We start from the raw sequence: 24,615 nt of genomic DNA, 5'->3' as shown, positions 1-24,615 counted from the left end.
CGAAAAGAGGATTGGAGCGATGGCAGAAAAGACGTTCAAGGCGGGCGACAAGGTGCAGTGGGATTCGAGCGGTGGCCACTCGGTCGGCAAGGTCGAGAAGAAGCTGACCAGTCCGATGATGATCAAGGGCCACAAGGTCGCCGCGTCGAAGGACAATCCAGAATATCTGGTCAAGAGCGACAAGAGCGGAAAGGAAGCCGCGCACAAGCCAGGCGAACTGAAGAAGGCCTGATTTCCGGGACGAAATGCGGGCAGCACGGCGCGTTGGCTGAGCCGTGGATGCCCGCGCCGGTGCGCAGGTTGGCAAGTCGGGGAGCAAACGCGAACGGGTAGCCCCCGTCGCGTTTGCTCAACTGCTAGTCTCCGAAGTAGCGGTCAGGCCGCTTGGCCAATTCCCTCGGCCTGCATGGCCTTTTCGAGGTTGGCGCGGATCGCCTCGAAGAACTGCTCGGTGGTCATCCACGGCTGGTCCGGCCCGACCAGGATGGCGAGATCCTTGGTCATCTGACCGGACTCGACCGTCTCGACGCAAACGCGCTCGAGCGTTTCGGCGAACTTCACCACCTCGGGCGTCTCATCAATCTGGCCGCGGAACTTGAGGCCACCGGTCCAGGCGAAGATGGAGGCGATCGGATTGGTCGAGGTCGCCTTGCCCTGCTGGTGCATGCGGTAATGGCGGGTGACGGTGCCGTGCGCGGCCTCGGCCTCCACCGTCTTGCCGTCCGGAGTCATCAGCACGCTGGTCATCAGACCAAGCGAGCCGAAGCCCTGCGCGACCTGGTCCGACTGGACGTCGCCGTCGTAATTCTTGCAGGCCCAGACGAACTTGCCGCTCCACTTGAGGGCGGAGGCGACCATATCGTCGATCAGGCGGTGCTGATATTCGATGCCCTTGGCCTCGAACGCCGCCTTGAAGTCCGCGTCATAGACTTCCTGGAAGATGTCCTTGAAGCGGCCGTCATAAGCCTTGAGGATGGTGTTCTTGGTGCTGAGGTACACGGGCCAGCCGCGGTTAAGACCGTAGTTGAGGCTGGCGCGAGCGAAGTCGCGGATGCTCTCGTCCACGTTGTACATGCCCATGGCGACGCCTGAGCTCTCGAATTCGAACACCTCATGCTCGATCACCTGGCCGTCGTCGCCGGTGAACTTGATGGTCAGCTTGCCCGGACCCGGGACGCGGAAGTCAGTTGCCTTGTACTGATCGCCGAACGCGTGCCGGCCGATCACGATCGGGTCGGTCCAGCCCGGAATCAGCCGCGGCACGTTGGCGATGACGATCGGCTCGCGGAAGACCACGCCGCCCAGAATGTTGCGGATGGTGCCGTTGGGCGACTTCCACATCTTCTTGAGGCCGAACTCCTCGACCCGCTGCTCGTCGGGAGTGATGGTCGCGCACTTCACGCCGACGCCATATTGCTTGATCGCATTGGCGGCGTCGACCGTGACCTTGTCCTCGGTCTCGTCACGATGCTCGATACCGAGGTCGTAATACTTCAGGTCGATGTCGAGATAAGGGAGAACCAGCCGCTCACGGATCCATTGCCAGATGATGCGGGTCATTTCATCGCCGTCGAGTTCGACGACGGGGTTCTTCACCTTGATCTTCGCCATGGGGCTTCGGTCCTGCTGTTCTGATGTCTTGTAGAGGCTGCGTGGAATGGGCGGCGCCCTAGCGTTGGCGGGGCGCTCTGGCAACTTGGGCGGAACATGGGGTAGGGGCTCATCCCATGGCTGAACTTCCCAATCCCGACAGCAACCTGACCAACATCAAGTGGCGCTTCCCATCCGTCCATCCGGAGGGCCGCAAATATGTGGTGATCGCCGCCGGCATCACGCTCCTGCTGTATTGGCTGAGCCATTTCCTGGGCTGGCTGATGGTCGGAGTGACGATCTGGGTCGCGGCCTTCTTCCGTGATCCGGTGCGGACGACGCCGCTTGATCCCAGGCTGGTGGTCGCGCCCGCCGACGGGCTGGTCACCCAGATCAAGCGCGTTCCGGCGCCGCCCGAACTGCGCAGCACGCTGGGCGAAGGTGAGTTCACCCGCGTGTCCATCTTCATGAGCGTGTTCGACGTTCACATCAATCGCTCGCCGATCGCTGGGCGGGTGAGCCGGATCGCCTATATTCCGGGCAAGTTCGTGAACGCCGACCTCGACAAGGCCAGCGAGGATAATGAGCGCCAGCACTTCGTCGTGGAAAGCCCTGATGGAGTGAAGATCGGCTTCACCCAGATCGCCGGCCTGGTTGCCCGCCGGATTCTTGCATTCGTCAAGGAAGGCGATGCCGTCACCGCGGGTGAGCGCATCGGCCTCATTCGCTTCGGCAGCAGGGTGGACGTCTTTCTGCCCGCCGGCACCGGCTCGCGCCTGCTGCTTGGGCAGCGGTCGATCGCCGGCGAGACGATCGTCGCCGAACTCGGCGTCGATCCGGGGCTGACGGGCTCCGCCCAATGAGGTCGGCGGCATGAGCCTCGCGCCGCAAGCGCCCGCTGGGCTGACGCTTCGGGCAATGGCGCCGAACGCGATTACGGCGGCGGCGCTGTGCCTTGGCTTGACGGGCGTTCGCTTCGCCATCGGCGGGGAATGGGACAAGGCGCTTGGCAGCATCATCCTGGCCGGCGTGCTCGACGGGCTCGACGGTCGGATCGCGCGGCTGCTGAAGGCCAACAGCAAGTTTGGGGCTGAGCTTGATTCGCTTTCGGATAATATCGCTTTCGGGACGGCTCCGGCGCTGATCCTGTTCCTCTGGTCATTGAAGGATGCGCCGCGATTCGGGTGGACGGCGGCACTGGCCCTGGCCGTCTGCTGCGCGCTTCGCCTCGCCCGATTCAACAGCCGGATCGATTCGATTGAGCAGCCGCACAAATCCGCCGGCTTCAACACCGGCGTGCCGGCGCCGGCCGGGGCGGGCCTCGCCTTCATGCCCGTTTACCTGTGGCTGGTGAGTTCAGGCACGGGTTACGAACACTGGTTCCGCAGTTGGCCACTGGTCATGGCCTGGACCCTATTCATCGCCCTCCTGATGATTTCGAGCATTCCGACCTACAGCTGGACATCCTTCCGCATCCGGCGGTCGGTCCGGCTGTTCGCGCTCGCGGCCATGGCCTTGCTGGTCGCAGCCCTGGCGACGGAACCGTGGTGGACGCTGCTGGTCGTGTCGTTGATCTACCTTGTGCTCATCCCGCTCGGGTTGGCGTCTTACGCGAAGGTCAGGCGGCGACGCGCCAGCGAGGCTCGGCGCGCATCGGCTGTACCCGCACCAGACGCGGGCTGAACCGAACAGTCACTGGTCGGTTCAGAGCAACAGTCTGAAACGTTTCGCCACGGAGCGCCGCGACGATCTTCGCGCGGCTTCCGCCAATGGTAGCCTGCAAGGCGAGTAGCGCGATACCGAGCGCGGCAACAAAGGGGATGGTGGCAAGAGCGGTCAGCAACATTGGCGATTTCCTTCGCTTTCCTGGGTAACCACTTCCGATTCGGTTCGTTCCGAATTGAAGAAGAAAACCCCTGTTCTGGGCCGATGTTCTTTCTTTGTTCCCGTCCTGTCAAGCGACTTTGCAACAAGGGTCCGCTTGCCAGGCCGGCCGCCTTGCTCTAACGGCGCGCTCCTCAACCCCGCATGGGTGGCAACATAGCCCGGTGCGACGGCGGCCTTTCGGCTTCCATCGTTCCCGCCGCCCAGAGGCTTAACCGGAAGGAATCATCCTATGGCGAGCACGCTCGTCACCTTGCAGCAATTGCTCGAAGCCGGAGCTCACTTCGGCCACCAGACCCACCGCTGGAACCCGCGGATGAAGCCGTACATCTTCGGCGACCGCAATGGCGTTCACATCATCGACCTGTCGCAGTCCGTGCCGCTGTTCGCGCGCGCCCTCGACTTCGTTCAGCAGTCGGTCGCCCGCGGCGGAAAGGTGCTGTTCGTCGGCACCAAGCGCCAGGCGCAGGACGCGATCGCCGACGCGGCGCGCGCTTCGGGACAGCATTTCGTCAACCATCGCTGGCTCGGCGGCATGCTGACCAACTGGAAGACCATCTCGAACTCGATCAAGCGCCTCAAGAGCCTTGAGGAGCAGCTGTCGGGTGACACCGCCGGTCTGACCAAGAAGGAAGTCCTTCAGCTCACCCGCGAGCGCGACAAGCTCGAGAAGAGCCTCGGCGGCATCCGTGACCTTGGCGGCCTGCCGGACGTCATGTTCGTGGTCGACACCAACAAGGAAGAGCTGGCGATCAAGGAAGCCAACGTCCTGGGTATCCCGGTCGTGGCCATCCTCGACAGCAATTCCAATCCGCAGGGCATCGCCTTCCCCGTCCCGGGCAACGACGACGCCAGCCGCGCCATCCGCCTCTACTGCGAAGCGGTCGCTTCGGCTGCCAACAACGGCAAGTCCGGCGGCGCGCAGGTTCGCGGTGAGGACTTTGGCGCGATGGCCGAGCCGCCGGTCGAAGCCGCGGTCGCCTAACTCACTCGATTCAAGGATAAAGCACATGGCTGAGATCACGGCCGCCAGCGTCAAGGAGCTGCGTGAGCGCACTGGCGCGGGCATGATGGATTGCAAGAAGGCGCTGGCCGAGAACAACGGCGAAATGGAAGCGTCGGTCGACTGGCTGCGCGCCAAGGGCCTCGCTGCCGCCGCCAAGAAGTCGGGCCGCACCGCGGCCGAGGGCCTGGTCGGCGTCGCCGTCTCGGGCACCCGTGGCGCGGTCGTCGAGGTCAACTCGGAGACTGACTTCGTCGCCAAGAACGAGCAGTTCCAGGAGTTCGTCCGCGAAGTCTCGCAGCTTGCGCTGCAGACGGGCGGCGACGTCGAGGCGCTCAAGGGTGCGGCTTATCCGGGCGGTGGCACCGTCGAGGAGAAGCTGACCAACAACATCGCCACCATCGGCGAGAACCAGTCGCTTCGCCGTGCGGCGCTGCTCGAAGTCGCCGAGGGCGCTGTGGTGAGCTACGTCCACAATGCCGTCGCGCCCAACATGGGCAAGATCGGCGTGCTGGTCGCGCTCGAGGGTTCGGCTCCGGCCGAGACGCTCAACGCACTCGGCAAGCAGCTGGCGATGCACATCGCCGCCGCCAACCCGCTGGCGCTGCACGCCGACGAGCTCGACGCCGAGCTGCTGGAGCGTGAGCGTGCCATTGCCAACGAGAAAGCGAAGGAAAGCGGCAAGCCCGCCAACATCGTCGAGAAGATGGTTGAAGGCGCGATCGCCAAGTTCAAGAAGGAAAGCGCGCTGCTGAGCCAGCTGTTCGTCATGGACAACAAGACTCCGGTCAGCGACGTCGTGAGCCAAGCGGGCAAGGATGCCGGCGCTCCGGTGCACCTCAAGGCCTTCATCCGCTTCCAGCTGGGCGAGGGCATCGAGAAGGCGCAGAGCGACTTCGCCGCCGAAGTCGCCGCCGCCTCGGGCGTTCCGCAGCCGGTCGCCTGAGCAAATCGCCACAAGCGAACAGGAAAGGGCGGGGCCGAAAGGCTCCGCCCTTTTCGCATGCGGACGGTTGGCAAGCGCCGGGGAGGCTCATAGAAGCGCCTCGCTCTTCTTCGCTGCCCAAGGAAACCAATCTCTCCATGACCCGCCAGCGCTTCAACCGGATCCTGCTGAAGCTGTCAGGTGAGGCGCTGATGGGGCCTGGCCAGTTCGGCATCGACCCGGAGACGGTGGCCGGCCTTGCCGCCGAGATCGCCGCCGCCAAGGCGCAGGGCCATGAGCTCTGCCTGGTGATCGGCGGGGGCAACATCTTCCGGGGCATGGCCGCCGCCGCGCGCGGCTTCGACCGGGCGACCGGCGATTACATGGGCATGCTGGCGACTGTGATGAACGCGCTTGCCGTCCAGAATGCACTCGAAAAGGCTGGCGTCGACACCCGCGTTCAGTCGGCGATTCCGATGGCCAGCGTCAGCGAACCTTATGTCCGTCGCCGCGCCCTCCGGCACATGGAGAAGGGCCGCATCGTCATTTTCGCTGCCGGCACGGGCAATCCTTATTTCACCACCGACACCGCCGCTGCCCTGCGCGCGGCCGAGATGGGCTGCGATGCCCTGTTCAAGGGCACCAGCGTCGACGGCGTCTACGATGCCGACCCCAAGAAGGTCAGCAACGCCAAGCGCTATGAAACGCTGAGCTATTCGCGCGTTCTTGCCGACAACCTCAAGGTGATGGACGCCGCCGCTGTGGCGCTTTGCCGTGACAATGAAATCCCGATCGTCGTCTTCAACATCCGCCAGCCGGGCAATCTTGCCCGCGTGCTGGCCGGCGAAGGCACCGCGACGACCGTTCAGACCGAAGGAGCTTGAGAATATGCCCTCCTATGACAAGGCCGATGTGCAGCGCCGCATGCACGGCGCCGTGGAAGCCCTGAAGCACGACCTTGGCGGTCTGCGCACCGGGCGCGCGTCGACCGCGCTGCTCGATCCCGTCCAGGTTGAGGTGTATGGCGCGAACATGCCGCTCAACCAGGTCGCGACCGTTTCGGTGCCTGAGCCGCGGCTGATCTCGGTCCAGGTGTGGGATCGCTCGAACATGAACGCGGTCGAGAAGGCGATCCGCAGCGCCGGCCTTGGCATCAACCCGATCACCGACGGGCAGATGATCCGCCTGCCGATCCCGGATCTGACCGAGGAGCGCCGTAAGGAACTGGCCAAGCTCGCCAGCCAGTATGCGGAGAAGGCGCGCATCGCCGTTCGCAATGTCCGCCGAGACGCGATGGACGCGCTCAAGAACGACGAGAAGAAGAAGGAAATCTCCGAGGACGAGCACAAGCGGCTCGACACCGAGGTCCAGAAGATGACCGACGACACGATCAAGGAGATCGATGGCGCGGCTCAGGCCAAGGAAAAGGAAATCCTCAACAAGTGACGATCCCGGCTACCCCGCGTGCGCCGGACGCCGCCGCGGGGCGCCCGGGCTCCGCCGACGAGGCGTCCGCGCGGGTTCCCCGCCACGTTGCCATCATCATGGACGGCAATGGCCGGTGGGCCGAGCGTCGCGGCTTGCCGAGGGTGGCCGGTCACCGTGCTGGTGCCGAGGCGGTTCGCAACGCCATGCAGGCGGCGGTGGACGCGGGCGTCGAGTGCCTCACCATCTACGCCTTCTCGAGCGAGAACTGGCGCCGTTCCGAGGAAGAGGTCAGCGACCTCAAGGGCCTGCTGCGCTTTTACGTCGAGCGTGAACTTGCCACGCTTCAGAAGCAGGGCGTCCGGCTCAAGCTGATCGGTGAGCCCCGCAGCTTCGGGGACGAGTTGTTCGCCCGGCTCGAGCGGGCGGTCGAGCAGACCCGCGACAACAAGCGGCTGACCCTCGTGGTCGCCCTGAATTACGGCAGCCAGGCGGAGATTGCCGCCGCTGCCCGCCAGCTGGCCGAACGCGCGGTCGCGGGCGACATCGTCCCGGCCGACATTGACGAGCAGGCGATCGCGGACCTCCTTCAGACCCGCGACCTGCCGCCGCTCGATCTCGTCATCCGCACTTCGGGCGAAGTGCGCTTGAGCAACTTCCTGCTGTGGCAGGCGGCCTATGCCGAGCTCATCTTCACCGACGTGTTGTGGCCTGATTTCGACGAGGCGGCGTTTGGCGATGCGCTTGCGGATTACGCCCGCCGTCAGCGGCGGTTCGGCGGCCGGTGAGCGAACTCGCCCTGCGGAGCCTCGCCGGGCTCGTGATGGTCATGATCGCGCTGCTTGCCGAGTGGCTGGGCGGGACGGTCTTCGCCCTCTTCGTGGCCGCTGCGGCGACCGGGATCTACTACGAGTGGTCACGGCTGGTGAAGGGCTGGGGCGTCGGCTGGCATCTGGCCGGCTTCGCTTATGCGCTGCTGCCGGCGCTGGCTTTGCTGTGGGTGCGCGAGCGGGCGGGAGTGCCGGCGGGTGCCAAGGGCTTCGAACTCGTACTTTGGGCTTTCATCGTGACCTGGTCGGCCGACATCGGCGCCTACTTCACGGGACGGACGTTTGGCGGTCTCAAGCTTGCCCCATCGATCAGTCCCAACAAGACCATCTCGGGCCTCGTCGGCGGCTTGATCGCGGCCACCCTGCTAGGCGGCATCTGGGCTCAGTCGACGCACCTTTCCTGGCCATGGCTGGTGTTGGCGCCGCTATTCGCGCTGGCGTCCGCTGGCGGCGACCTGTTCGAGAGTTGGCTCAAGCGCAAGGCGGGGGTGAAGGACTCCGGCTCGCTCATCCCGGGACATGGCGGCGTGCTTGACCGCCTCGACGGTCTCATCCCGGTGGCGACGCTGACTGGACTGGCGGTCCTGGCGGGGCTGCAATGAGCCGACGCAAGGTCTCCATCCTCGGTGCAACGGGCTCCATCGGCCAGTCGACGATCGATCTTCTGACCGCCGCGCCCGAGCGGTTCGAGGTCATCGCGCTCACCGCCGCCAGCAATGTGGTCCAGCTTGCCGCCGACGCGAAGCGTCTGGGTGCACGTTTCGCCGCCGTCGCGGACGAGCGATTGCTCCCTGAGCTCCGCGAAGCACTGGCCGGCAGCGGTGTTGAGACCGGCGCGGGGCTAGAGGCGCTGGCTGAAGCCGCGGCGGGCGAAGCCGAATGGGTCATGGCCGCCATCGTCGGCTGCGCCGGACTAGAGCCGGTCATGGCCGCAATCGCTGCTGGCAAGACGGTTGCCCTCGCCAACAAGGAAGCGCTGGTCACAGCGGGAGCGCTGATGACGGACGCAGCCCGGCGTTCCGGTGCCACCATCCTTCCCGTCGACAGCGAACATAACGCGATATTCCAGTGTCTTGCAGGGCAAGACATCGAGCGCGTCTCAAGACTGATCCTCACTGCAAGCGGTGGCCCGTTCCGCACGCGCTCGGCGGAGGAGATGGCGCGCGCGAGCCCTGCCGAAGCGGTAGCGCACCCGAACTGGTCGATGGGCGCCAAGATCTCCGTCGACAGTGCGACGATGATGAACAAGGGTCTTGAGCTGATCGAGGCTCATTACCTGTTCGGAATTCCTTCCGAGCGGATCGACGTGCTCGTCCACCCGCAGTCTATCGTTCACAGCCTGGTCGAATATGCCGACGGGTCCATGCTGGCGCAGCTTGGACCTTCCGATATGCGGGTGCCGATTGCCCACACGCTCGCCTGGCCGGAGCGGATGGAGACCAAGGTCGTGAGGCTCGATCTGGTCGCCGCGGGGCGGCTCGACTTCGAGGCGCCCGATCCGGGGCGTTTCCCAGCCCTGCGCCTTGCTCGCCAGGCGCTGGAGCAGGGCGGTGCGGCGCCGGCGGTGCTCAACGCCGCCAACGAGATCGCCGTTGCGGCCTTTCTCGAGAACACCATTCATTTCGGGGACATCGCTCGCTTCGTAGAGCAGGCGTTGCAGACGATGAACGAACCCGCGCCCGCCACCATCGCCGAGGTCGTCAACCTCGATCGGAGGACCCGTGACCGGGTCCGTGTCCAAGTCGCCGGTATCGCCGCCTGATGCTCGCTCAGCCGCCAGTCTGGTTGATCGTGGTCGCATTCCTTGCCGCCATCGGCCCGCTCGTCTTCATCCATGAGATGGGCCACTATCTGGTAGGCCGCTGGTGCGGGATCGGGGCGAAGACCTTTTCCATCGGCTTCGGGCATGAGATCGCCGGCTGGACCGACAAGAGGGGCACCCGCTGGAAAATCGGCTGGCTTCCTTTGGGCGGCTATGTTCGCTTCAGCGGCGACATGGATCCGGCCAGCATGGGCAAGGATTTGGATCAGCTAACGCCCGAGGAGCGCGCCGAGGCATTCCACGCCAAGGCGGTATGGCAGCGTTTCCTGGTGGTACTGGCGGGGCCCGCTGCCAACTTCCTGCTCGCCATCCTGATTTTCGCCGGCTTCTTCATGGCCTATGGCGTTCCGCGCACGCCACCGGTGTTCGCGGGTGTCGCCCAAGGCAGCGCCGCGGAGAAGGCCGGCTTTCAGCCGGGCGACCGAGTGCTGGCGATGAACGGGCGCGAGATCGATACCTTCCGCGAGCTGAGCTCCTATACGGTGATGCGGCCCGGTGAGCGCGTCGTCGTGCGGATCGAGCGGAACGGCCGCGCCTTCGACACTCCGCTGACGCTCGGCCGCGCCGTGGAGGTCGATCGCTTCGGGCAGCGGTTCGAGGTCGGCCGCCTTGGCGTGGCCACGCCCAAGCCCGTCTTTGCCAAGGTCGGTCCGTTGGAGCTGCTGCCGCAGGCCATCGCCGCGACCTGGGGCACCACCCGCTCGATGGCGGAGGGTATCTGGCAGCTGATCAGTGGCCGCCGTCCGCTGAACGAGCTGCACGGGGCGATCAAGATGGCGCAGATTGCCGGTCAATTCGCCACGCTTGGTCCCATCGACTTCATCCAGCTGATTGCGCTCTTCTCGATAAACCTCGGGTTCATCAACCTGCTGCCAGTCCCCATGCTCGACGGCGGGCACCTCGCCCTCTACGTGGTCGAGGCGGTTCGCCGCCGTCCGCTTGGCGAGCGGGCGCAGGAATGGGTGTTCCGGGGCGGCTTGGCTGCCATCGCGACCCTGTTTCTGTTCACCACCTTCAACGACCTGGGCTCATTCGGCCTGTGGGAGAGAATTGGCCATTTGGCGGGCTAATGCTTGAACAAGTCGGGCGTCTGGGGCAGGGCGGGCGCCAAATTCGATGGTCGTGTGCGGGGGCGGCGCCATCATCCATCCATGAAGCGGGGACGCGCGTGAATTCCAATGCAACTCTGACCACCAGCCGCCGTCTTGGCGCTGCGCTGCTGATCGGAACCGTTCTGTCCGGCTGGGCCGCTCCTGCGCTTGCTCAGGCTTCCGCTCCATCGCCTGCTCCGGCTCAGCCCGCAGCCGCTCCCGCGACCGCCGCGACTGCTGCGCCTGCACCTCAGCAGCGGGTGATCCGCTCCATCTCCGTGCGCGGTGCCGAGCGTCTGGAGCCGGAGACCGTCCGCTCCTACGCCAATCTGGCGCCCGGCCAGACTTACGACGCCGAGAAGCTCGACCAGGCCATCAAGGACCTCTACGCGACCGAACTGTTTGCCGACGCGCAGATCGAGGGTGCGGACACCGGCAATCTGGTGATCGCCATTCGCGAGAACCCGGTCATCAACCGCATCGTGCTGGAGGGCAACAAGCGGATCAAGGACGACAAGATCACGCCCGAGATCAAGCTTGCGCCGCGGCAGATCTTCACTCGTTCCAAGGTCCGCTCCGATGTCGAGCGGATCATTGAGCTCTACAAGCGCCAGGGCCGCTTCGGTGCACGTGTTGAGCCGAAGACCGTCAACCTCGACCAGAACCGCGTCGACCTCGTGTTCGAGATCAGCGAAGGTCCGTTGTCGAAGGTCCGGGCGATCAACATCATCGGGAACAACGCTTTCCCGGACGGTCGCCTCCGCAAGGAGATGTATACCAAACAAGCCGGCGGGCCGCTGGGCTTCATCAAGTCCAACGACACCTATGACCCCGATCGTCTGGCCGCCGACCAGCAGAAGCTGCGCGCCTTCTACCTGACCCAGGGCTATGCCGACTTCCGGGTCGTCTCGGCACTGGCGGAGCTCACGCCCGACCGTCGTGACTTCGTCATCACCTACGTCGTCGAGGAAGGGCCCCGCTACAAGTTTGGGAAGATCAGCTCGGAATCGGCGATCCGTGATCTCGATACCAAGACGATCGACCGCCTCACCCAGGTCAAGCAGGGCGACTGGTTCAACGCCAAGGCCATCGAAGATGCCGTCACGCGGCTGCAGGAAGCGGCGGGCGCGCTTGGCTATGCCTTCTCGGACATCGAACCGGACTACGGCCGTAATGCCGACACCAAGACGATGGACATCACCTTCCGGGTGAATGAGACTCCGCGCGTCTATGTCGACCGGATCGACATCAGCGGCAACACCGTCACCCGCGACAAGGTGATCCGTCGCGAATTCCGCATCAATGAGGGCGACGCGTTCAACACCCTCAAGGTCAAGCGCAGCCAGGACCGGATACAGAGCCTCGGCTTCTTCCAGGACAAGCTTGAGATCAAGCAGACCCAGGTCGCTCCCGACCGGGTGGCGCTTGGCGTCGACGTCGAGGAGAAGTCGACCGGCCAGCTGTCCCTGTCGGCCGGTTATTCGAGCCTGGAGCGGTTCATCATCTCGGCCTCGGTCGAGCAGAGCAACTTCCGCGGCCTCGGTCAGGTGCTGAGCGCCGGCATCAACTATTCGCGCTATTCCAAGTCGATCCAGCTGGGCTTCACGGAGCCATATCTGTTCGACAAGCCGATCCTGGCTGGCGTGGATGTGTTCCGCCGCGATCTCAACAGCTTCAACTTCGTCGGGAATACCCGCAACACCACCTACAGCCAGGTTTCGACCGGTGGTGGCCTGCGGCTTGGCTTCGCGCTCAACGAGTTCGTGACCATCGGCACGCGCTACACGCTGCAGAACGACAAGCTGACGCTCGATCCGACGACCTTCTACACCAACGGCGTCTGCGACCCGTTCAAGGCTGGCCAGTATCTCTGCGACCAGCTCGGCAATCGGCTCACCAGCTCGGTTGGCTATACGGCGGTCTACGACAACACCAACGGCATCCGCGCCACCCGTGGCCAGCGGCTGATCTTCGGCCAGGATTTCGCCGGCCTCGGGGGCGACGTTCGCTATGTCCGGACCCGCGCCGACGCGACCAAGTTCTGGAACCCGTTCGGTGGCTTCATCCTGTCGGCCCATGCTGAGGGCGGCTACATCGCCGCGCTGCAGTCTGCTCCGAACGCGAACACCGATGCGGTGCGCATCACCGACCGCTTCTTCGGCCAGCAGCTGCGCGGGTTCGACATACGCGGTATCGGTCCGCGCATTCGCCGTACGGCCTATAACGCCGACGGCACGCTGGCGGCGACGAATAACAACATCGTCGATAGCCTCGGCGGCCGCGCTTATTACATGGGCCGGATCGAGCTGGAGTTCCCGACCAGCTCGGGCCTCCGCAGCCTTGGCATCCGCCCGTCGGCCTACATCGACGCGGGCTCGGTCTTCGGACTGAAGCGCCCGTCCACCCTCAACTTCATCGCGCGCTGCCTCAACACCACGACCGGCGCGCTGGAGCGGACCATTCTTCCGGGTGACACCAACCTGACCTGCAATACGACAACACAGACGCAGGTTCAGGGCTTCCGTGAAGAATATCTGGGCGATTCGCCCAAGCCGCGCCTCTCGGTCGGCATCGGCTTCAACTGGACCTCGCCCTTCGGTCCTCTCCGCATCGACATCGCCAAGGCCCTGCTCAAGCAGGAAGGTGACGATACCAAGCTGTTTTCGTTCAACGTAGGAACTCAATTCTGATGAAGACCAAGCTTTTCGTCGCGGCCCTTGCCGCCACCGCGCTCGTTCCCGCCGCCGCGCAGGCCCAGCGCGTTCCGGCCGCCGTTGTGGCGGTGGTCGACACCGACCAGATCAGCCAGTCGTGCACCGCATGCCGCGCCGCCTCGACCTCGCTGCAGAGCCAGGAGACGACGCTGCGTCAGCGCGCCGCCACCCTGCAGCAGCAGATCCAGACCGCGGGCGGTCCGCTCCAGCAGCAGGTCGCCGCCCTGAATGGCAAGGAGCCGGACGCCGCGCTCAAGGCCAAGATCACTGCCTTCCAGAACCAGCAGCGCTCCGCGCAGCAGGAGCTTGAGCAGGGTCAGCAGCGCCTCGCCTCGACCCAGGCGAACGTGAACCAGCAGATCAGCGCCAAGCTGCAGACCATCGTTGCCAGTGTCTCGGCGTCGCGTGGTGCCAATGTCACGATCGCCAAGGCGGACGTGATGTTCGCCGCTCCGTCGGTCGACATCACCAGCGAAGTGCTCGCGCAGCTCAACCAGCAGCTGCCGGCCGTCAGCGTCACTCCGCTGCCGCAGTCGCAGCAGCAGACGCAGGGCCGCTAAGGCATGGCGGACGGCGGCAGCGCGGGACTTGGCCCGCTCGACATTCGGGCGGTCATGGCCGCGCTGCCGCACCGCTATCCCATGCTTCTGGTCGATCGGGTCAGCCGTCTCGACAAGGACCAGAGCATCACCGCGATCAAGGCGGTGACCATCAACGAGCCCTTCTTCGCCGGTCATTTCCCCGGTCGCCCGATCATGCCCGGCGTGCTGATCGTCGAGGCGCTGGCCCAGGCTGCGGGTGTGCTCGCGGTGGAAAGCCTCGGTCTCGCCGGCTCGGGCAAGCTGGTTTATTTCATGGCCATCGATGGCGCAAAGTTCCGCACTCCGGTGGAGCCGGGTTGCCTGCTCGAGCTTAATGTCGAGTTCGTCCAGAAGCGCAGCAGCGTTTGCAAGTTCAGCGGACGGGCGCTGGTCGAGGGCAAGCTGGCGGCTGAGGCCAACTTCACCGCCATGATTGCCGACCCGCCAGCCGCCTGACGGACGTCAGGGACTGCTCACGTCCTGAGCGGGGACCCGGAACACCTGCTCGAACCTGGCTGAGGCAAGCACATCCGCTGGGCTTCCGTCGGCAGCAATCCTGCCACCCTCCATCACCAGAACACGGTCGAAGCGCTCCAGCTGATGCAGGTCGTGCAGGGTGAGCAGCACCAGCGCGCCTCCGCGCGCCGCCTCCCGCAGCAATCCAAGCACATGCAGCACCCAGTAAGGGTCAAGATGCGAAAGCGGCTCGTCGAGCAGGAGCAGGCTCGGCCGGCCCGCCAGCAGACGTGCCAGCAATACCCGGCTTCGCTCGCCAGTGGAGAGCTGGTCCACGGGGCGGTCCACCAGCTTTTCAAGCTCCAGCGCATGGATGACTGTCGTCAGGCGCTCCGGTGAGAGGTCACTCGCGCCAAGCCGAAGCAGGTCGTGCACCGGGATCGGCCACGCGAGCTCGCGCCCGGCCGCCAGGTATCCAAGCTGCTGAATGCGCCGCGAAGGCGGCATGTGGTCGAGGTCCTCACCGCCGATCAACACCGTGCCGCCGGGCCGCTCCACACGCGCCAGCGCCCGCAACAGGCTGGTCTTGCCGCTGCCATTGGGTCCGATGATCGCGGTCATCGTTCCCGCCTCGAATAGCAGATCAGTGGGCTCGAGCCGCCCGGCCAGGCTGACTGCCGAGGCGTTGAGCGCGGGCAGGCCGGTCATGCGCTGTAACTTCCGGAGCGGCGCAGCAGCACCCAGAGAAACAAGGGCGTGCCGATCGCGGCTGTGACCACGCCGAGCGGGATCGTCCGTCCCATGGGTGCAAGCCTGGTCAGGAGGTCGGCCCCGGTCAGTAGCGCCGCGCCAAGTGCCGCGGCCGGTAGCAATGCCCTGCCGGGATGCCCTCGGCACAGGCGCCGCGCGGCGATGGGCGCGATCAGGCCGACGAAGCCGACCGCGCCGCAGACCGAGACGCAGGCGCCGACCGCAATGGCGCTCGCCGCCACGACGCCCCGGCGCAGGCGCACGGGATCGTTGCCCATGGCGGCGAGAATGTCTTCGCCCAATGCCAGCCGGTCCAGCACATGGGATTGGCGCGCCAGCCATGTTCCGGCGATCAGCGAAGGGAGCAGGGCCGCCGCGGCCTGCGGCAAGCTGCGGTCTTCAAGGCTGCCCATGAGCCATGCGAAACTGTCGTAAAAGGCGAAGGGAGAGGGCGCCAGTGCCAGCGCAAGGCTGGTCAGCGCTCCTCCCACCAGGCTGATGGCCAGTCCCGCCAGGAGCAGGTTGAGTTGGTCGGCCCGGCGACCTGCGATCGCCAGCAGCAGCAGGAGCGCGAGCAGGGCGCCACCCGCCCCACAAGCGGCCAGTGGCAATGGGCCACTCAGGCCGAAGAAATAGCCGCCGACCACCGCCCCCAGCGCGGCGCCGCTGCTGCTTCCCGTAATGTCGGGTGAGGCGAGGGGATTGGCGAAGATCGCCTGCAGCGAAGCCCCGCTCAGCCCGAGCGTCGCGCCATAACCCAATGCGAGTAGCAGCCGGGGCAGCCGAAGCTCCACCAGCACGGCCCGTGCAAGCGCTGGGTCAGCCTGCCCCAGCATTGCAAGGGGCACCCAAGGCAACAGCAGCGCCGCCGCTGCTAAGGTCAGCAGCGCCGCGGCAATGGCAAGGAGCCAGCCTCGGCTCAATGCGGGGCTCTGCGCAGGCGCGCGACTTCATCGATCATCGGCAGGCCGCCACAGGTCCATGCCCGCCCGTCCGTGCGGATCATCCGGCTCGCAAGCCGTTGCACCAGCGGATGTTCCAACCAGGCTTGCTGCCGGCTATATTCGTCGGCGCGATAGTCGCTACGGATCAGCCACTTGGGCGGTGCTGCTACGATTGTTTCAAGGCTCAGCCTCGCATTCGGCAGGGCCCGCTGCCGATAACCGGCGAGCCTCATCCATTCGGCTCCAAGCGACTGCGGGGATAGCGAATTGCCTCCGCCACTGATGAACGCCGCATCTGCCGCAACAGGCTGGCTTGCGCGCAACTGATCGATCGCGCGCAGGGTCGTGGCTGCCTTGCCCTGCTGGCCGAGCAGGCGCCCGACCACAACCACCTGGGAGCGAACATCGGCAATTGTCCGCGGGTATTGGAGGATGACGACGCTCATTCCGAGCCGCCGGGCGATCTCGCCTGTGGCTCGGCCGGCTCCGCCCATGGTCAGAACCACCGTCGGCCGGGCGGGCAGGGCACTCTCCAGCGTTCCACGGTTCCGCTGATAGCGCCTCGCCTCGCGCCAGCGGGCGCTGTCGCCCGCTTCGCCCGAGAGGTAGCTCAATGACGCGATCTGCCCCGGGTCGGCCAGCGCAAGGACATATTCGTCCGTGCACAGGTTGAGCGAGGCGATCCGAGCCGCGCTAGCGAAGGCCAATGCGAAGGCCGGCATCGACGCTTGCTCCTTCCGTGCGATAGCCGACCACGTCCTGGTAGGTCCGGTCGAACGCATTGGCGACCCGCCCGAACAATTGGACCCGCTTGTTCAGCTGGTAACCAATTCGGGCTCCAGCCAGCCAATAGCCCTTGAGCGTCAGTGTCCGGGCAGGGAACACGTCGAAATCGGTGTCCCGCCGATCACCGACCAGAGCCAGGCTCGCTCCATAAGTCCAGCGCTGCTTCTGGCCGTCGAGAACCAGGCTGCCGCTGTGCTTTGGCCGCCGCAGCTCCTGAACCGGTCGATCGAGTGCGTCACGCCGCTCGCTCGCCTTCAGGTAAGCGTAGTTGGCGGCCAATCGCAGGGTAGGGGACAGCTGCCACTCGCCCTCCAGCTCGAGACCCGCACGCTTGCTGGTGCCGGTTGCATTGGCGGTGGTCGACTGGAAGGTGGGCAGAAAGACGTCGACGATCTCGTCGTGCAGCCTCTGGCGGTAGATGGTCGCCCTGACGCTGACCGGACCGGAGGCGTAGCGGATGCCGGCCTCCCAACCTGCTGAACGCTCTGGTTTCAGGTTTGGGTTGCCGACGAAGCTGTCGGGAAAGAAGCCGTACAGGTCAAAGAAGGTCGGCTGCGCGATGCCTTCGCCATATGATCCGGTCAGGGCCCATCCACGGCCAAGCGACAGCAAGGCCGAGCCGCGGAACGTGGTGGCATCCTTGAAGCGATTGAACGCGTCACGGCGCACGGCCATATCCGTGGTCAGCGGTCCTGCCTCGGCACGCCATTCGGCCGTCAGCGCCTCGTGTGCACGCGAGCGGCGCTGACCGGTGGCGCCCGAATAGACGGCGTCGCTTGCGGTGAAGCGCTCTTTGTCGGCATCTCCGGCGAGAATGAAGCGGTGATGGACTGCCCCGGTGGTCAGCTCGCGGGCGAGTTGGAAACCCACCGAGCGGCGCTCGCCCGCCGTCTGGTTGACGAAATCTCCCGCCAGCAGGTTGCGATTGCGTGAGGCCAGGATCGATGCCGAGGCCGTGACTTGCCATCCGCCCTCGCGCCAATCGGCATTTACCCCGATCGCACCAAGCCGGTTGCGGGTTACGTCAGCGGTATCGGCGTGGACGAAATCCTTGTACCCGTCATAGGCGGATCGGCCGCTCACGCCGAAGCTGGTCGCCGCAAAGGTCAACTGGTCGCTGGGCCGCCACTCGACCCGGGTGCGCAGCGCAAGGTTGGCGTAGCCGTCCTTGTCGCCGCCCGGAGCGCCGAAGCTGTCGATCCCCGTCGCGCGCTGAACGCCGCCTGCAACGCTTGCCGACACATTGCCTTGCGTGACGTTTGTCCGGCCGCCCGCACGGGCAAAGCCGAACGAGCCCCCTTCGACAGACAACTGGGGTGAGGCACCCGCGTCCGAGCTCAAGGCGATGACCCCGCCGATCGCCTCGGACCCCCACAAAGCGGATTGCGGACCGCGCACCAGCTCGATCCGATCGGCCAGGTCCGCACCCACAAGCTCGAAGCGCGGCACGTTGCCTGCGGCCGGATCATTGGCGCGGATGCCGTCGATGAACAGCAGGGTCTGGTTGGCTTCGGCACCGCGGATCCGAACCTCGGTGATCGAGCCGGCCGGTCCCGATGTCGCCACCGCCACCGAGGGCAGCAGCCGCAGCACGTTTGACAGCAGGGGCTCGCCCAGACGGTCCAGGCGCTTGCTGTCGACGATGCTGACCGACGCGGCCGTTCGCTCCCGCTGTTCGGGCGCGCGCTCGGCGGTGACCACGACGGTGGGTGGCTGCACGGCAGCTGGCGTATCGGCAAGGAACAAAGGCAAGGGGCACTCCTCTCGTAACGACATGATTGTCGTCACGGAGGGCGGCTGCCCACGTCCCCAGTCTGACCCCGGACAAGGAAACGGACGACGGAGCCAGGGCAAGTATCGGACTTGTCCGCGATCGCTGGGAAGCGAAGGCGGCATACCGTTCCGGGCAGAGCGCCGGTTTCGCACCGGCTTCCTTGACCCCTGATCCTGCGGCGGCGTGTCGTCGCGACCCTTCAGCTTGTCAAGTCGCCACCCCGCCGCTAATGGGCGCGGCAACCTTCCAGGCTGGTCGGAACCAGCCATCTCTCAAAGGACCTGACCCATGAAGAGCGGCGTTCACCCCGACTATCACTTCATCACCGTCGAGATGACCGACGGGACCAAGTACCAGACCCGTTCGACCTGGGGCAAAGAGGGTGACACCCTCCACCTCGACATCGATCCCAGCGTCCACCCTGCCTGGACCGGCGGCAACAGCCGTATGCTCGACCAGGGTGGCCAGGTCGCGCGCTTCAACAAGCGTTTTGGCGGCCTCAGCCTCACCAAGAAGTAAGTCGGCCAACCTCCGGTGACGCAGCGCTCGGCTCCTACCCTGGAGACCGAGCGATTGCGTTTGCGCGCCTGGCGCAAGGACGATTTTCGCCCTTATCACGCAATCCTGCAGGAGCCGGAAGTGCATCGCCACTTCGGCCCACAGCCGATGGGGCAGGAGGAATGCTGGCGTCGGCTGATGGCCGCGGTGGGCGGCTGGAGCCTGAATGGCTTCGGAACATTGGCCGTGGAGCGCAAGTCCGACGGCAAGCTGCTCGGCAATGTCGGCCTATTCACCGCGTGGCGGGAGATTGAGCCTCAGTTCGGCGATGAGCCGGAGATGGGCTGGATCATGGCGACCGAAACCCATGGCCTAGGCTTGGCCATGGAAGCATGCCGCGCCACGCTGGACTGGGCAGAGGCTGCGCTCGACCCGACGCCCGTCTGGGCGATCATCTCAACGGCGAACGAGCCCAGCTTTCGACTGGCCGAGAAACTTGGTTTTGAGCGGCTGAGCGTGGTCGACTACCACGGACCAACCGCCGTTCTGCGTCGGCCTGCCTGGGGCTGATCACCAGCCGCCTCCGCCGCCTCCTCCACCGCCGCCACCCGAAAAGCCGCCTCCACCCGATCCGCTCGACGAGCCTGGCGCCGTCGATGCCGAGCTGATGGCGCTCGACAGGCTTGATCCGACGTCACGAACGAAGCCGCCAGGATTGTCCCACGGCTGGTGCGAGCCGGAATACCACAGGAAGCTCTGCTGCTGGCCCGGCGCCGCGGCTGCGGCCGCCAGAGTCGAGCGGAAGCGGTCGGCCCACTTGTTCTCCACCTTCAGCGCGATGGCGTAGGGAAGGTATCTCTCGAACAACTCGACCGTTTGGGCGGGACCGCCGGTCATACGCTCAAGCCGGTCCTGTTCCGCGATCGACAGATACTGCTTGAAGCCCGCGATGGCATCGAGAGTCTTGCGGCCCTCGGCCGTCGGGGCCGACAGCCATTTGAAGGCCGACAGCGCAAGCGGCACCGCCAGCAGCGGGCCGAGCAGGGGGAGGGGGCCGGTCATCTCGACCCCGGCGAGCGCGATCGGCAGGCTGACGAACAACACCACCACACCCGCGATCCCGGCGAGGATCGTCCACAAGGTGCGCATCCCGCCGCGCGCGCCTTGGCGCAGAAAGAGCAGGAACAGTGTTGCCGCAAGCGCGCCCAGGCCCATCATCAGCCAGCCGCCGGCGACCCCGGCGGCGAGGCCCATCGCGGTCGCGGTCAGCCACATCCCGCCCAGCACCAGCGCCAGCCCGATGATCGCCCAGTCGAGGTTGCGCTTGAACAACTTGCCGTCAAACCGCTCCTTGAGCGGCATTTCGAGGGCCTTGGACGCTGCCGAGAATTTACTGTGATTTTCCTGCTTCATCTCGAGCGACTGGTCGGGCATCGCAATCAGCGCGTCGAGCATCGCGGCTTCCTCGTCGGGAAGCGGCGCGGTGCCCTGCAGTCGGTCGATCCGCGTCGTGTCCTTGGCGAACCAGCCGCCGTCCTCCTCGGTCAGGCGGACGTGGCCGCGGACGCCGAGGTCGACCAGCGCCGCCGCGAAGGCGCGATTGTCGCAGGTCATCGTCTCCAGATAGCGCATCGCTGCCGGCGACAGGTCGGGGGGCGGGGAGAATAAGGGCACCACCGGGCCCGCAGCCGGATCGCGTCCGACCCGCCGCCAGGCGCGCCAGAAGAAGCCGAGCAGCGCGACCAGCACCGCCGCGCCGGTCAGTGGCGGGCCGTAATCGGCGAGCCAGTAACCCGCCTTAAGGGTACGCGAGGGCGGCGACACCACTCCCTTGGGGAAGGCGAGCGCAATCGTCAGGCCCTGATAGGCGTCGAGCGGGGCGGTCGCTTCGATCCGGATCTCGCCCGGCCGTTCGGCCGTGACGGTGGCGTTATGGTCGGCCGACCCTTGGCTGCCGGTGTAGAAGGCACGCTGCCCGAAGGTGGCTGGGGCGGGCAGGATCACGGTCGCGCTGGCCTGGTCGATGGGGAAGATCCAGCCATTGCCCGTGACGTTCCAGTAGAGCTCGTCATACTTGTCGAAGAAGCCGAGCTCGCGGGTCGCGCGATAGTGGATCGTGTACCGATGCTCGCCCTGCGGCACGATGCGCTCCGGATCGCCGATCCTGACCCGAATGCCGTTGCCGATCGACTGGGTGCTGCTCGGCTCGGGCTCGCCGTCGCGGGTAGTTCCGATCAGGCTGAAACCGACCTTAACCAGCCCGCCGTGCGGGGCGCGGTAGCGGGTCGGGAAGTCGCGAAAGATGCCATGGTTGATTCGCTGGTTCTCGACCGTGACGTCCAGCGTTTCGGTGACGTCGAGCGCGCCGTCCTTTTGGATCAGGATGCGCGAATCGTAGCTGCGGATCCGCTCCTCGGCCGCGGCCCGCACCGGAACGAGGGCCAGCAGCGCCAGCAGCGCTGCCGCGAGACGACTCATCGGCTCAGGCCGCCGGCTTGAAGCTGACCTTGGGCGCCGACTGGATCGAGCTGTCGGCATCCTCGTAATAGGGCTCTTCGCTGAAGCCCATCGGCCGGGCAATCAAGACCGCCGGGAAGCTCTGGATGCCAGTATTCAGGTCCCGCGCCGTGGCGTTGTAATAGCGACGCGCGCTCTGCAGCTCACCTTCGATGCTTCCAAGCTGCCCTTGGAGATCAAGGAAGTTCTGGTTGGCCTTGAGATCGGGGTAGGCCTCCGCAACGGCCATGAGCCGGCCCAACATACCGGTCATCTGCGCGTCGGCCTGCGCGGTTGCCGCGACCCCGCCGCCGGCCGCCTGCACCGCATCCGTGCGATGCCTGGTCACCGCCTCAAGCGTGTCGCGCTCGTGCCCGGCATAGCCCTGAACCGTCTCGACGAGGTTGGGAATGAGATCGGCCCGGCGGCGAAGCTGCACCGTGATCCCGCTGAACCCTTCTTTCGTCAGTGCGCGGAGCCGCACCAGCCGGTTGTAGAGCCCCACTGCATACAGCAGCAGCAGGACAACGATCCCGATGACGATCCAGCCGACAAGCCCCATGTTCATTCCCCCAAAACTGCCCGCAGCGACCATAAGCGGACAGGAAGGCGCATGCTAGGGCTTGCCGGGTTCTTCATCGACCGGAGGTGCCCGTCCGTAGACATCGTCGAAGCGGACAATGTCGTCCTCTCCGAGGTAGGTCCCGCATTGCACCTCGACCAGGTGCAGCGGCACCTTGCCGGGATTGGCGAGCCGGTGAACGGTTCCGGCACTGATGTAGGTCGACTGGTTCTCGTGCAGCAGGAAGGTGCGCTCGCCCACGGTCACCTCCGCGGTGCCTGCAACGACCACCCAATGCTCCGAACGGTGATGGTGCAGCTGGCTGGACAGCTTGGCGCCGGGTTTCACGACAATCCGCTTCGTCTGGAAACGTTCATCACGATCGGTGGTCTGATAAGTGCCCCACGGCCGATGGATGACGCTCGGCAGGTCGCCGGTCTGCTCACCGCGTTCCTTCAGGGTGTCGACGACCGCCCGCACATCCTGGCTTCGGTCCTTGGGGACGACCAAAACCGCATCGCGGGTCGCGACCACGATCATGTCGTTCAGCCCGACGCCCGCAACAGTCATCCCTTCGTAGCCGTAAAGCAGGCTTCCACGGCAATCCACCGCCACCGCCTGACCGCGGGTGGCGTTCGCCTGCCCGTCCTGATCAGCGCGGGCCCACAATTCACTCCACGAGCCGAGGTCCGACCAGCCAGGGGCGACCGGCACCATGGCAATGCGATCGGAGTGCTCCATCACCGCATAGTCGATGGAGATGGCGGGGCAGGGGCCGGCCTCATTCTCTTCCCTTGGGCGGAAGAATTCACCGTCGGTGCTGCCCTCAACAATGGCGCGGCGGGCCCAGGCGGCCACCTCGGGCGTATGCACCTTCAGCTCCGTGAGGATGTCACCGGCCCGGAACAGGAAGATGCCCGCGTTCCAGAAGTAGTCGCCCGACCGGAGGTACTCTTCGGCCGTTGCCAACGGTGGCTTTTCGACAAATCGCTCCACCTGGTGAATGCCCGCTGAGTCGTTGGGAGCGAGCTGTGCCCGAATGTAGCCGTAGCCCGTTTCCGGTCGGGAAGGAGCGATGCCGAAGGTGACGAGCTGTCCCTGTTCCACGCCGGCGAGTGCCTGATCGACCGCCGCCAGGAACGCCGGTTCGTCGTCCATCACATGGTCGGACGGGAGGACCAGCATGATCTCTCCCGGTGCATGAGCCTCGATCCACTCGGCCGCGAGCGCGATCGCTGGCGCGGTGTTGCGCCCCGTCCGCTCGAGGAGCACGCATTCGGCCGCCGCGCCCATGTCCGCAATCTGATCGCGAACGACGAAGCGATGTTCCTCCCCACTGACGAGGAGCGGCGCGGCGAAGCGGGATCCCCGGACCCGTGCCACGGTCTTTTGAAGCAGCGATTGCCCATCGCCCAGGTCGGCCAGCTGCTTGGGAAAGTGCGCCCGCGATACCGGCCAGAGCCGCGCACCCATGCCGCCGCACAGAATGACTGGGCGAATCATTGCCGGCCTTGCAGACTCCGTTGCGTCCATTCGCAGCCTCGACCCGCCCTCATTAACTCTGTTGCCGCTGTTTCGACGACTGTCACCGGCAAGGCAACAGCCACATTGTCTCAAACGCAGACAGATGAACGGAAATTCTTCACAGAAACTAAATAATAGATTAACCGTTCTACCTACGGACTAAGTCTGGAGCGAACAGGGTGATCCAAGGGGCTAAGCGCAAACTGACCGTCGGAGCCATTCTTGGCCTCGGCATGGTCGCGGCCGCGGGAACGCCGGTGGCCCTGCAGACACTCGCGTCACACGGTTTCGATGTGCCGACGCTGTCAGCACCGAAAAGCCTGATGGCTCTGCTCGACTCCCGCTCCCCGGGCGAGCGGGACAAGGGGGTTCTGACCTCGACCAAGTCGCGCAAGCTCGCCAGCAACGCCGCCGCCAAGCCGCACGAGCGGGCGCTGGGCAAGATCATCCGCCCGAGCGCCGCTCCGCCGAAGGAGTTCGTCGAGGCCTTGGCGCCGCCGCCGCCGGTCGAAGCCGCGCCGTCGGTCGCGCCGCCGCCGACCCTGGCCGAGGTGCTTCCGAAGGTCACCGGCGTACCCGGCAACGCCCCGCCGCCGGGTGTGACCCTCGTCGGACCTCCGCCCGGTGGAACACCGGGAACACCGGGCACTCCCGTGACTCCCGGCACCCCAGGAACGCCGGAAGTACCGTCGGCCGTTCCCGAACCGGCAACCTGGATGACCATGCTGCTCGGGTTCGGCCTGATCGGGTCGTCCATGCGCCGCCGCCGGGCAAGTCTTTCGGGAACGCCGCGGCTCGCTTAAGGCTCGTCGCCTGATGCGGCGGCACTTGCTTCTTGTCCTGACACTACTGTTGCTCGCTGGTGGAGGCGCTGCCGGCCTTCTCCTCGCAAGTTCAGACGAGCCGCGACCTCAGCAGTCAGTACGGCCTCCGGCCCAAGCGAAAGGGCCTCGCATCGTC

General features: G+C 65.7%; 25 protein-coding genes and 1 riboswitch. Of the genes, 17 read left to right on the top strand and 8 right to left on the bottom strand.

All coding sequences use genetic code 11. From position 1 onward, the window contains the following. Nucleotides 1-19 precede the first annotated feature (19 nt). Nucleotides 20-232 carry a hypervirulence associated TUDOR domain-containing protein gene (locus tag M8312_RS03840; RefSeq protein ID WP_250119062.1) on the top strand — a complete coding sequence of 71 codons (213 nt, stop codon included), beginning with the start codon at nt 20-22 and terminating at the stop codon, nt 230-232. Nucleotides 233-375: 143 nt separating this feature from the next. On the opposite strand, the gene M8312_RS03835 is transcribed toward M8312_RS03840, so the two are convergent. Beyond that, the gene (locus tag M8312_RS03835; RefSeq protein WP_250119061.1) at nt 376-1,611 is read right to left on the bottom strand and encodes an NADP-dependent isocitrate dehydrogenase; all 1,236 of its coding nucleotides are present in this window, start codon (nt 1,609-1,611) and stop codon (nt 376-378) included. A gap of 116 nt (nt 1,612-1,727) precedes the next feature. Between M8312_RS03835 and M8312_RS03830 the strand changes: the two genes are divergently transcribed. The 13 genes from M8312_RS03830 (at nt 1,728) to fabZ (ending at nt 14,321) form a co-directional block, all read left to right on the top strand. Continuing rightward, complete coding sequence (locus tag M8312_RS03830) at nt 1,728-2,453, top strand: phosphatidylserine decarboxylase (protein ID WP_250119060.1); 726 nt, start codon at nt 1,728-1,730, stop codon at nt 2,451-2,453. 10 nt (nt 2,454-2,463) lie between these two features. Next, complete coding sequence (locus tag M8312_RS03825) at nt 2,464-3,273, top strand: CDP-alcohol phosphatidyltransferase family protein (RefSeq protein ID WP_250119059.1); 810 nt, start codon at nt 2,464-2,466, stop codon at nt 3,271-3,273. A gap of 433 nt (nt 3,274-3,706) precedes the next feature. Continuing rightward, complete coding sequence (gene rpsB, locus M8312_RS03820) at nt 3,707-4,459, top strand: 30S ribosomal protein S2 (protein ID WP_250119058.1); 753 nt, start codon at nt 3,707-3,709, stop codon at nt 4,457-4,459. Nucleotides 4,460-4,484: 25 nt separating this feature from the next. After that, nucleotides 4,485-5,423, top strand: coding sequence for a translation elongation factor Ts (tsf, locus tag M8312_RS03815; RefSeq protein ID WP_250119057.1), 939 nt, complete (start codon nt 4,485-4,487; stop codon nt 5,421-5,423). Nucleotides 5,424-5,560: 137 nt separating this feature from the next. Continuing rightward, entirely contained in the window at nt 5,561-6,286 is a 726-nt protein-coding gene (pyrH, locus tag M8312_RS03810) for a UMP kinase (protein ID WP_250119056.1), read from the top strand. A gap of 4 nt (nt 6,287-6,290) precedes the next feature. Further along, nucleotides 6,291-6,848 carry a ribosome recycling factor gene (frr, locus tag M8312_RS03805; protein ID WP_250119055.1) on the top strand — a complete coding sequence of 186 codons (558 nt, stop codon included), beginning with the start codon at nt 6,291-6,293 and terminating at the stop codon, nt 6,846-6,848. Next, nucleotides 6,845-7,615, top strand: coding sequence for a polyprenyl diphosphate synthase (gene uppS / locus M8312_RS03800; RefSeq protein WP_284070200.1), 771 nt, complete (start codon nt 6,845-6,847; stop codon nt 7,613-7,615). Before frr ends, uppS begins: the two co-directional genes overlap by 4 nt. Continuing rightward, nucleotides 7,612-8,259: a phosphatidate cytidylyltransferase gene (locus tag M8312_RS03795; protein ID WP_250119054.1), complete on the top strand. Its 648-nt coding sequence runs from the start codon at nt 7,612-7,614 to the stop codon at nt 8,257-8,259. Before uppS ends, M8312_RS03795 begins: the two co-directional genes overlap by 4 nt. Next, complete coding sequence (locus M8312_RS03790; RefSeq protein WP_250119053.1) at nt 8,256-9,419, top strand: 1-deoxy-D-xylulose-5-phosphate reductoisomerase; 1,164 nt, start codon at nt 8,256-8,258, stop codon at nt 9,417-9,419. The genes M8312_RS03795 and M8312_RS03790 overlap by 4 nt, the downstream gene beginning before the upstream one ends. Beyond that, a complete protein-coding gene (rseP, locus tag M8312_RS03785) occupies nt 9,419-10,549 on the top strand; it encodes an RIP metalloprotease RseP (protein ID WP_250119052.1) in 1,131 nt (376 codons plus the stop codon). Before M8312_RS03790 ends, rseP begins: the two co-directional genes overlap by 1 nt. A gap of 98 nt (nt 10,550-10,647) precedes the next feature. Next, nucleotides 10,648-13,260 carry an outer membrane protein assembly factor BamA gene (bamA, locus tag M8312_RS03780; protein WP_250119051.1) on the top strand — a complete coding sequence of 871 codons (2,613 nt, stop codon included), beginning with the start codon at nt 10,648-10,650 and terminating at the stop codon, nt 13,258-13,260. After that, nucleotides 13,260-13,844: an OmpH family outer membrane protein gene (locus tag M8312_RS03775; RefSeq protein WP_250119050.1), complete on the top strand. Its 585-nt coding sequence runs from the start codon at nt 13,260-13,262 to the stop codon at nt 13,842-13,844. Before bamA ends, M8312_RS03775 begins: the two co-directional genes overlap by 1 nt. 3 nt (nt 13,845-13,847) lie before the next feature. Continuing rightward, complete coding sequence (gene fabZ, locus M8312_RS03770; protein ID WP_250119049.1) at nt 13,848-14,321, top strand: 3-hydroxyacyl-ACP dehydratase FabZ; 474 nt, start codon at nt 13,848-13,850, stop codon at nt 14,319-14,321. Between the two features lie 6 nt (nt 14,322-14,327). On the opposite strand, the gene M8312_RS03765 is transcribed toward fabZ, so the two are convergent. Genes M8312_RS03765 through M8312_RS03750 form a run of 4 tightly spaced genes read right to left on the bottom strand, consistent with a single transcriptional unit; the run spans nt 14,328 to nt 18,553 of the window. After that, the gene (locus M8312_RS03765) at nt 14,328-15,029 is read right to left on the bottom strand and encodes an ABC transporter ATP-binding protein (RefSeq protein ID WP_250119048.1); all 702 of its coding nucleotides are present in this window, start codon (nt 15,027-15,029) and stop codon (nt 14,328-14,330) included. Beyond that, the gene (locus M8312_RS03760; RefSeq protein ID WP_250119047.1) at nt 15,026-15,994 is read right to left on the bottom strand and encodes a FecCD family ABC transporter permease; all 969 of its coding nucleotides are present in this window, start codon (nt 15,992-15,994) and stop codon (nt 15,026-15,028) included. The genes M8312_RS03765 and M8312_RS03760 overlap by 4 nt, the downstream gene beginning before the upstream one ends. Beyond that, nucleotides 15,991-16,737 carry an ABC transporter substrate-binding protein gene (locus M8312_RS03755; RefSeq protein WP_250119046.1) on the bottom strand — a complete coding sequence of 249 codons (747 nt, stop codon included), beginning with the start codon at nt 16,735-16,737 and terminating at the stop codon, nt 15,991-15,993. Before M8312_RS03755 ends, M8312_RS03760 begins: the two co-directional genes overlap by 4 nt. Then, complete coding sequence (locus M8312_RS03750) at nt 16,709-18,553, bottom strand: TonB-dependent receptor plug domain-containing protein (protein WP_250119045.1); 1,845 nt, start codon at nt 18,551-18,553, stop codon at nt 16,709-16,711. Before M8312_RS03750 ends, M8312_RS03755 begins: the two co-directional genes overlap by 29 nt. Nucleotides 18,554-18,633: 80 nt before the next feature. Next, a riboswitch (cobalamin riboswitch) is annotated at nt 18,634-18,787 on the bottom strand. Between the two features lie 76 nt (nt 18,788-18,863). On the opposite strand from M8312_RS03750, the gene rpmE reads away from it, so the two are divergent. Both rpmE and M8312_RS03740 read left to right on the top strand, forming a co-directional pair. Next, entirely contained in the window at nt 18,864-19,094 is a 231-nt protein-coding gene (gene rpmE, locus M8312_RS03745; protein WP_250119044.1) for a 50S ribosomal protein L31, read from the top strand. A gap of 54 nt (nt 19,095-19,148) precedes the next feature. Then, the gene (locus M8312_RS03740; RefSeq protein ID WP_250119043.1) at nt 19,149-19,643 is read left to right on the top strand and encodes a GNAT family N-acetyltransferase; all 495 of its coding nucleotides are present in this window, start codon (nt 19,149-19,151) and stop codon (nt 19,641-19,643) included. Here the strand turns inward: M8312_RS03740 and M8312_RS03735 are convergent, their stop codons facing one another. Genes M8312_RS03735 through M8312_RS03725 form a run of 3 tightly spaced genes read right to left on the bottom strand, consistent with a single transcriptional unit; the run spans nt 19,644 to nt 23,634 of the window. Beyond that, on the bottom strand, nt 19,644-21,551 hold the full coding sequence (locus M8312_RS03735; RefSeq protein WP_250119042.1) for a DUF2207 domain-containing protein: 1,908 nt from the start codon (nt 21,549-21,551) through the stop codon (nt 19,644-19,646). A 4-nt stretch (nt 21,552-21,555) separates the two neighbouring features. Continuing rightward, complete coding sequence (locus M8312_RS03730) at nt 21,556-22,137, bottom strand: LemA family protein (protein ID WP_250119041.1); 582 nt, start codon at nt 22,135-22,137, stop codon at nt 21,556-21,558. A 48-nt stretch (nt 22,138-22,185) separates the two neighbouring features. Beyond that, the gene (locus M8312_RS03725) at nt 22,186-23,634 is read right to left on the bottom strand and encodes a mannose-1-phosphate guanylyltransferase/mannose-6-phosphate isomerase (RefSeq protein ID WP_250119040.1); all 1,449 of its coding nucleotides are present in this window, start codon (nt 23,632-23,634) and stop codon (nt 22,186-22,188) included. 200 nt (nt 23,635-23,834) lie between these two features. Between M8312_RS03725 and M8312_RS03720 the strand changes: the two genes are divergently transcribed. After that, nucleotides 23,835-24,458 carry a PEPxxWA-CTERM sorting domain-containing protein gene (locus tag M8312_RS03720; RefSeq protein WP_250119039.1) on the top strand — a complete coding sequence of 208 codons (624 nt, stop codon included), beginning with the start codon at nt 23,835-23,837 and terminating at the stop codon, nt 24,456-24,458. Nucleotides 24,459-24,615 lie beyond the last annotated feature (157 nt).

Origin of the sequence: Sphingomonas sp. KRR8 (assembly GCF_023559245.1) — a bacterium.
Lineage (GTDB): Bacteria > Pseudomonadota > Alphaproteobacteria > Sphingomonadales > Sphingomonadaceae > Sphingomicrobium.
This window is presented reverse-complemented; position numbering and strand designations above follow the sequence as displayed.

Excerpts from the sequence above, each read along its gene's own strand:
- M8312_RS03840 (WP_250119062.1), top strand. The coding sequence starts at position 20 with ATGGCAGAAAAGACGTTCAAGGCGGGCGACAAGGTGCAGTGGGATTCG.
- M8312_RS03835 (WP_250119061.1), bottom strand. The coding sequence starts at position 1,611 with ATGGCGAAGATCAAGGTGAAGAACCCCGTCGTCGAACTCGACGGCGAT.
- M8312_RS03830 (WP_250119060.1), top strand. The coding sequence starts at position 1,728 with ATGGCTGAACTTCCCAATCCCGACAGCAACCTGACCAACATCAAGTGG.
- M8312_RS03825 (WP_250119059.1), top strand. The coding sequence starts at position 2,464 with ATGAGCCTCGCGCCGCAAGCGCCCGCTGGGCTGACGCTTCGGGCAATG.
- rpsB (WP_250119058.1), top strand. The coding sequence starts at position 3,707 with ATGGCGAGCACGCTCGTCACCTTGCAGCAATTGCTCGAAGCCGGAGCT.
- tsf (WP_250119057.1), top strand. The coding sequence starts at position 4,485 with ATGGCTGAGATCACGGCCGCCAGCGTCAAGGAGCTGCGTGAGCGCACT.
- pyrH (WP_250119056.1), top strand. The coding sequence starts at position 5,561 with ATGACCCGCCAGCGCTTCAACCGGATCCTGCTGAAGCTGTCAGGTGAG.
- frr (WP_250119055.1), top strand. The coding sequence starts at position 6,291 with ATGCCCTCCTATGACAAGGCCGATGTGCAGCGCCGCATGCACGGCGCC.
- M8312_RS03790 (WP_250119053.1), top strand. The coding sequence starts at position 8,256 with ATGAGCCGACGCAAGGTCTCCATCCTCGGTGCAACGGGCTCCATCGGC.
- rseP (WP_250119052.1), top strand. The coding sequence starts at position 9,419 with ATGCTCGCTCAGCCGCCAGTCTGGTTGATCGTGGTCGCATTCCTTGCC.
- M8312_RS03775 (WP_250119050.1), top strand. The coding sequence starts at position 13,260 with ATGAAGACCAAGCTTTTCGTCGCGGCCCTTGCCGCCACCGCGCTCGTT.
- fabZ (WP_250119049.1), top strand. The coding sequence starts at position 13,848 with ATGGCGGACGGCGGCAGCGCGGGACTTGGCCCGCTCGACATTCGGGCG.
- M8312_RS03765 (WP_250119048.1), bottom strand. The coding sequence starts at position 15,029 with ATGACCGGCCTGCCCGCGCTCAACGCCTCGGCAGTCAGCCTGGCCGGG.
- M8312_RS03755 (WP_250119046.1), bottom strand. The coding sequence starts at position 16,737 with ATGCCGGCCTTCGCATTGGCCTTCGCTAGCGCGGCTCGGATCGCCTCG.
- rpmE (WP_250119044.1), top strand. The coding sequence starts at position 18,864 with ATGAAGAGCGGCGTTCACCCCGACTATCACTTCATCACCGTCGAGATG.
- M8312_RS03735 (WP_250119042.1), bottom strand. The coding sequence starts at position 21,551 with ATGAGTCGTCTCGCGGCAGCGCTGCTGGCGCTGCTGGCCCTCGTTCCG.
- M8312_RS03730 (WP_250119041.1), bottom strand. The coding sequence starts at position 22,137 with ATGAACATGGGGCTTGTCGGCTGGATCGTCATCGGGATCGTTGTCCTG.
- M8312_RS03725 (WP_250119040.1), bottom strand. The coding sequence starts at position 23,634 with ATGATTCGCCCAGTCATTCTGTGCGGCGGCATGGGTGCGCGGCTCTGG.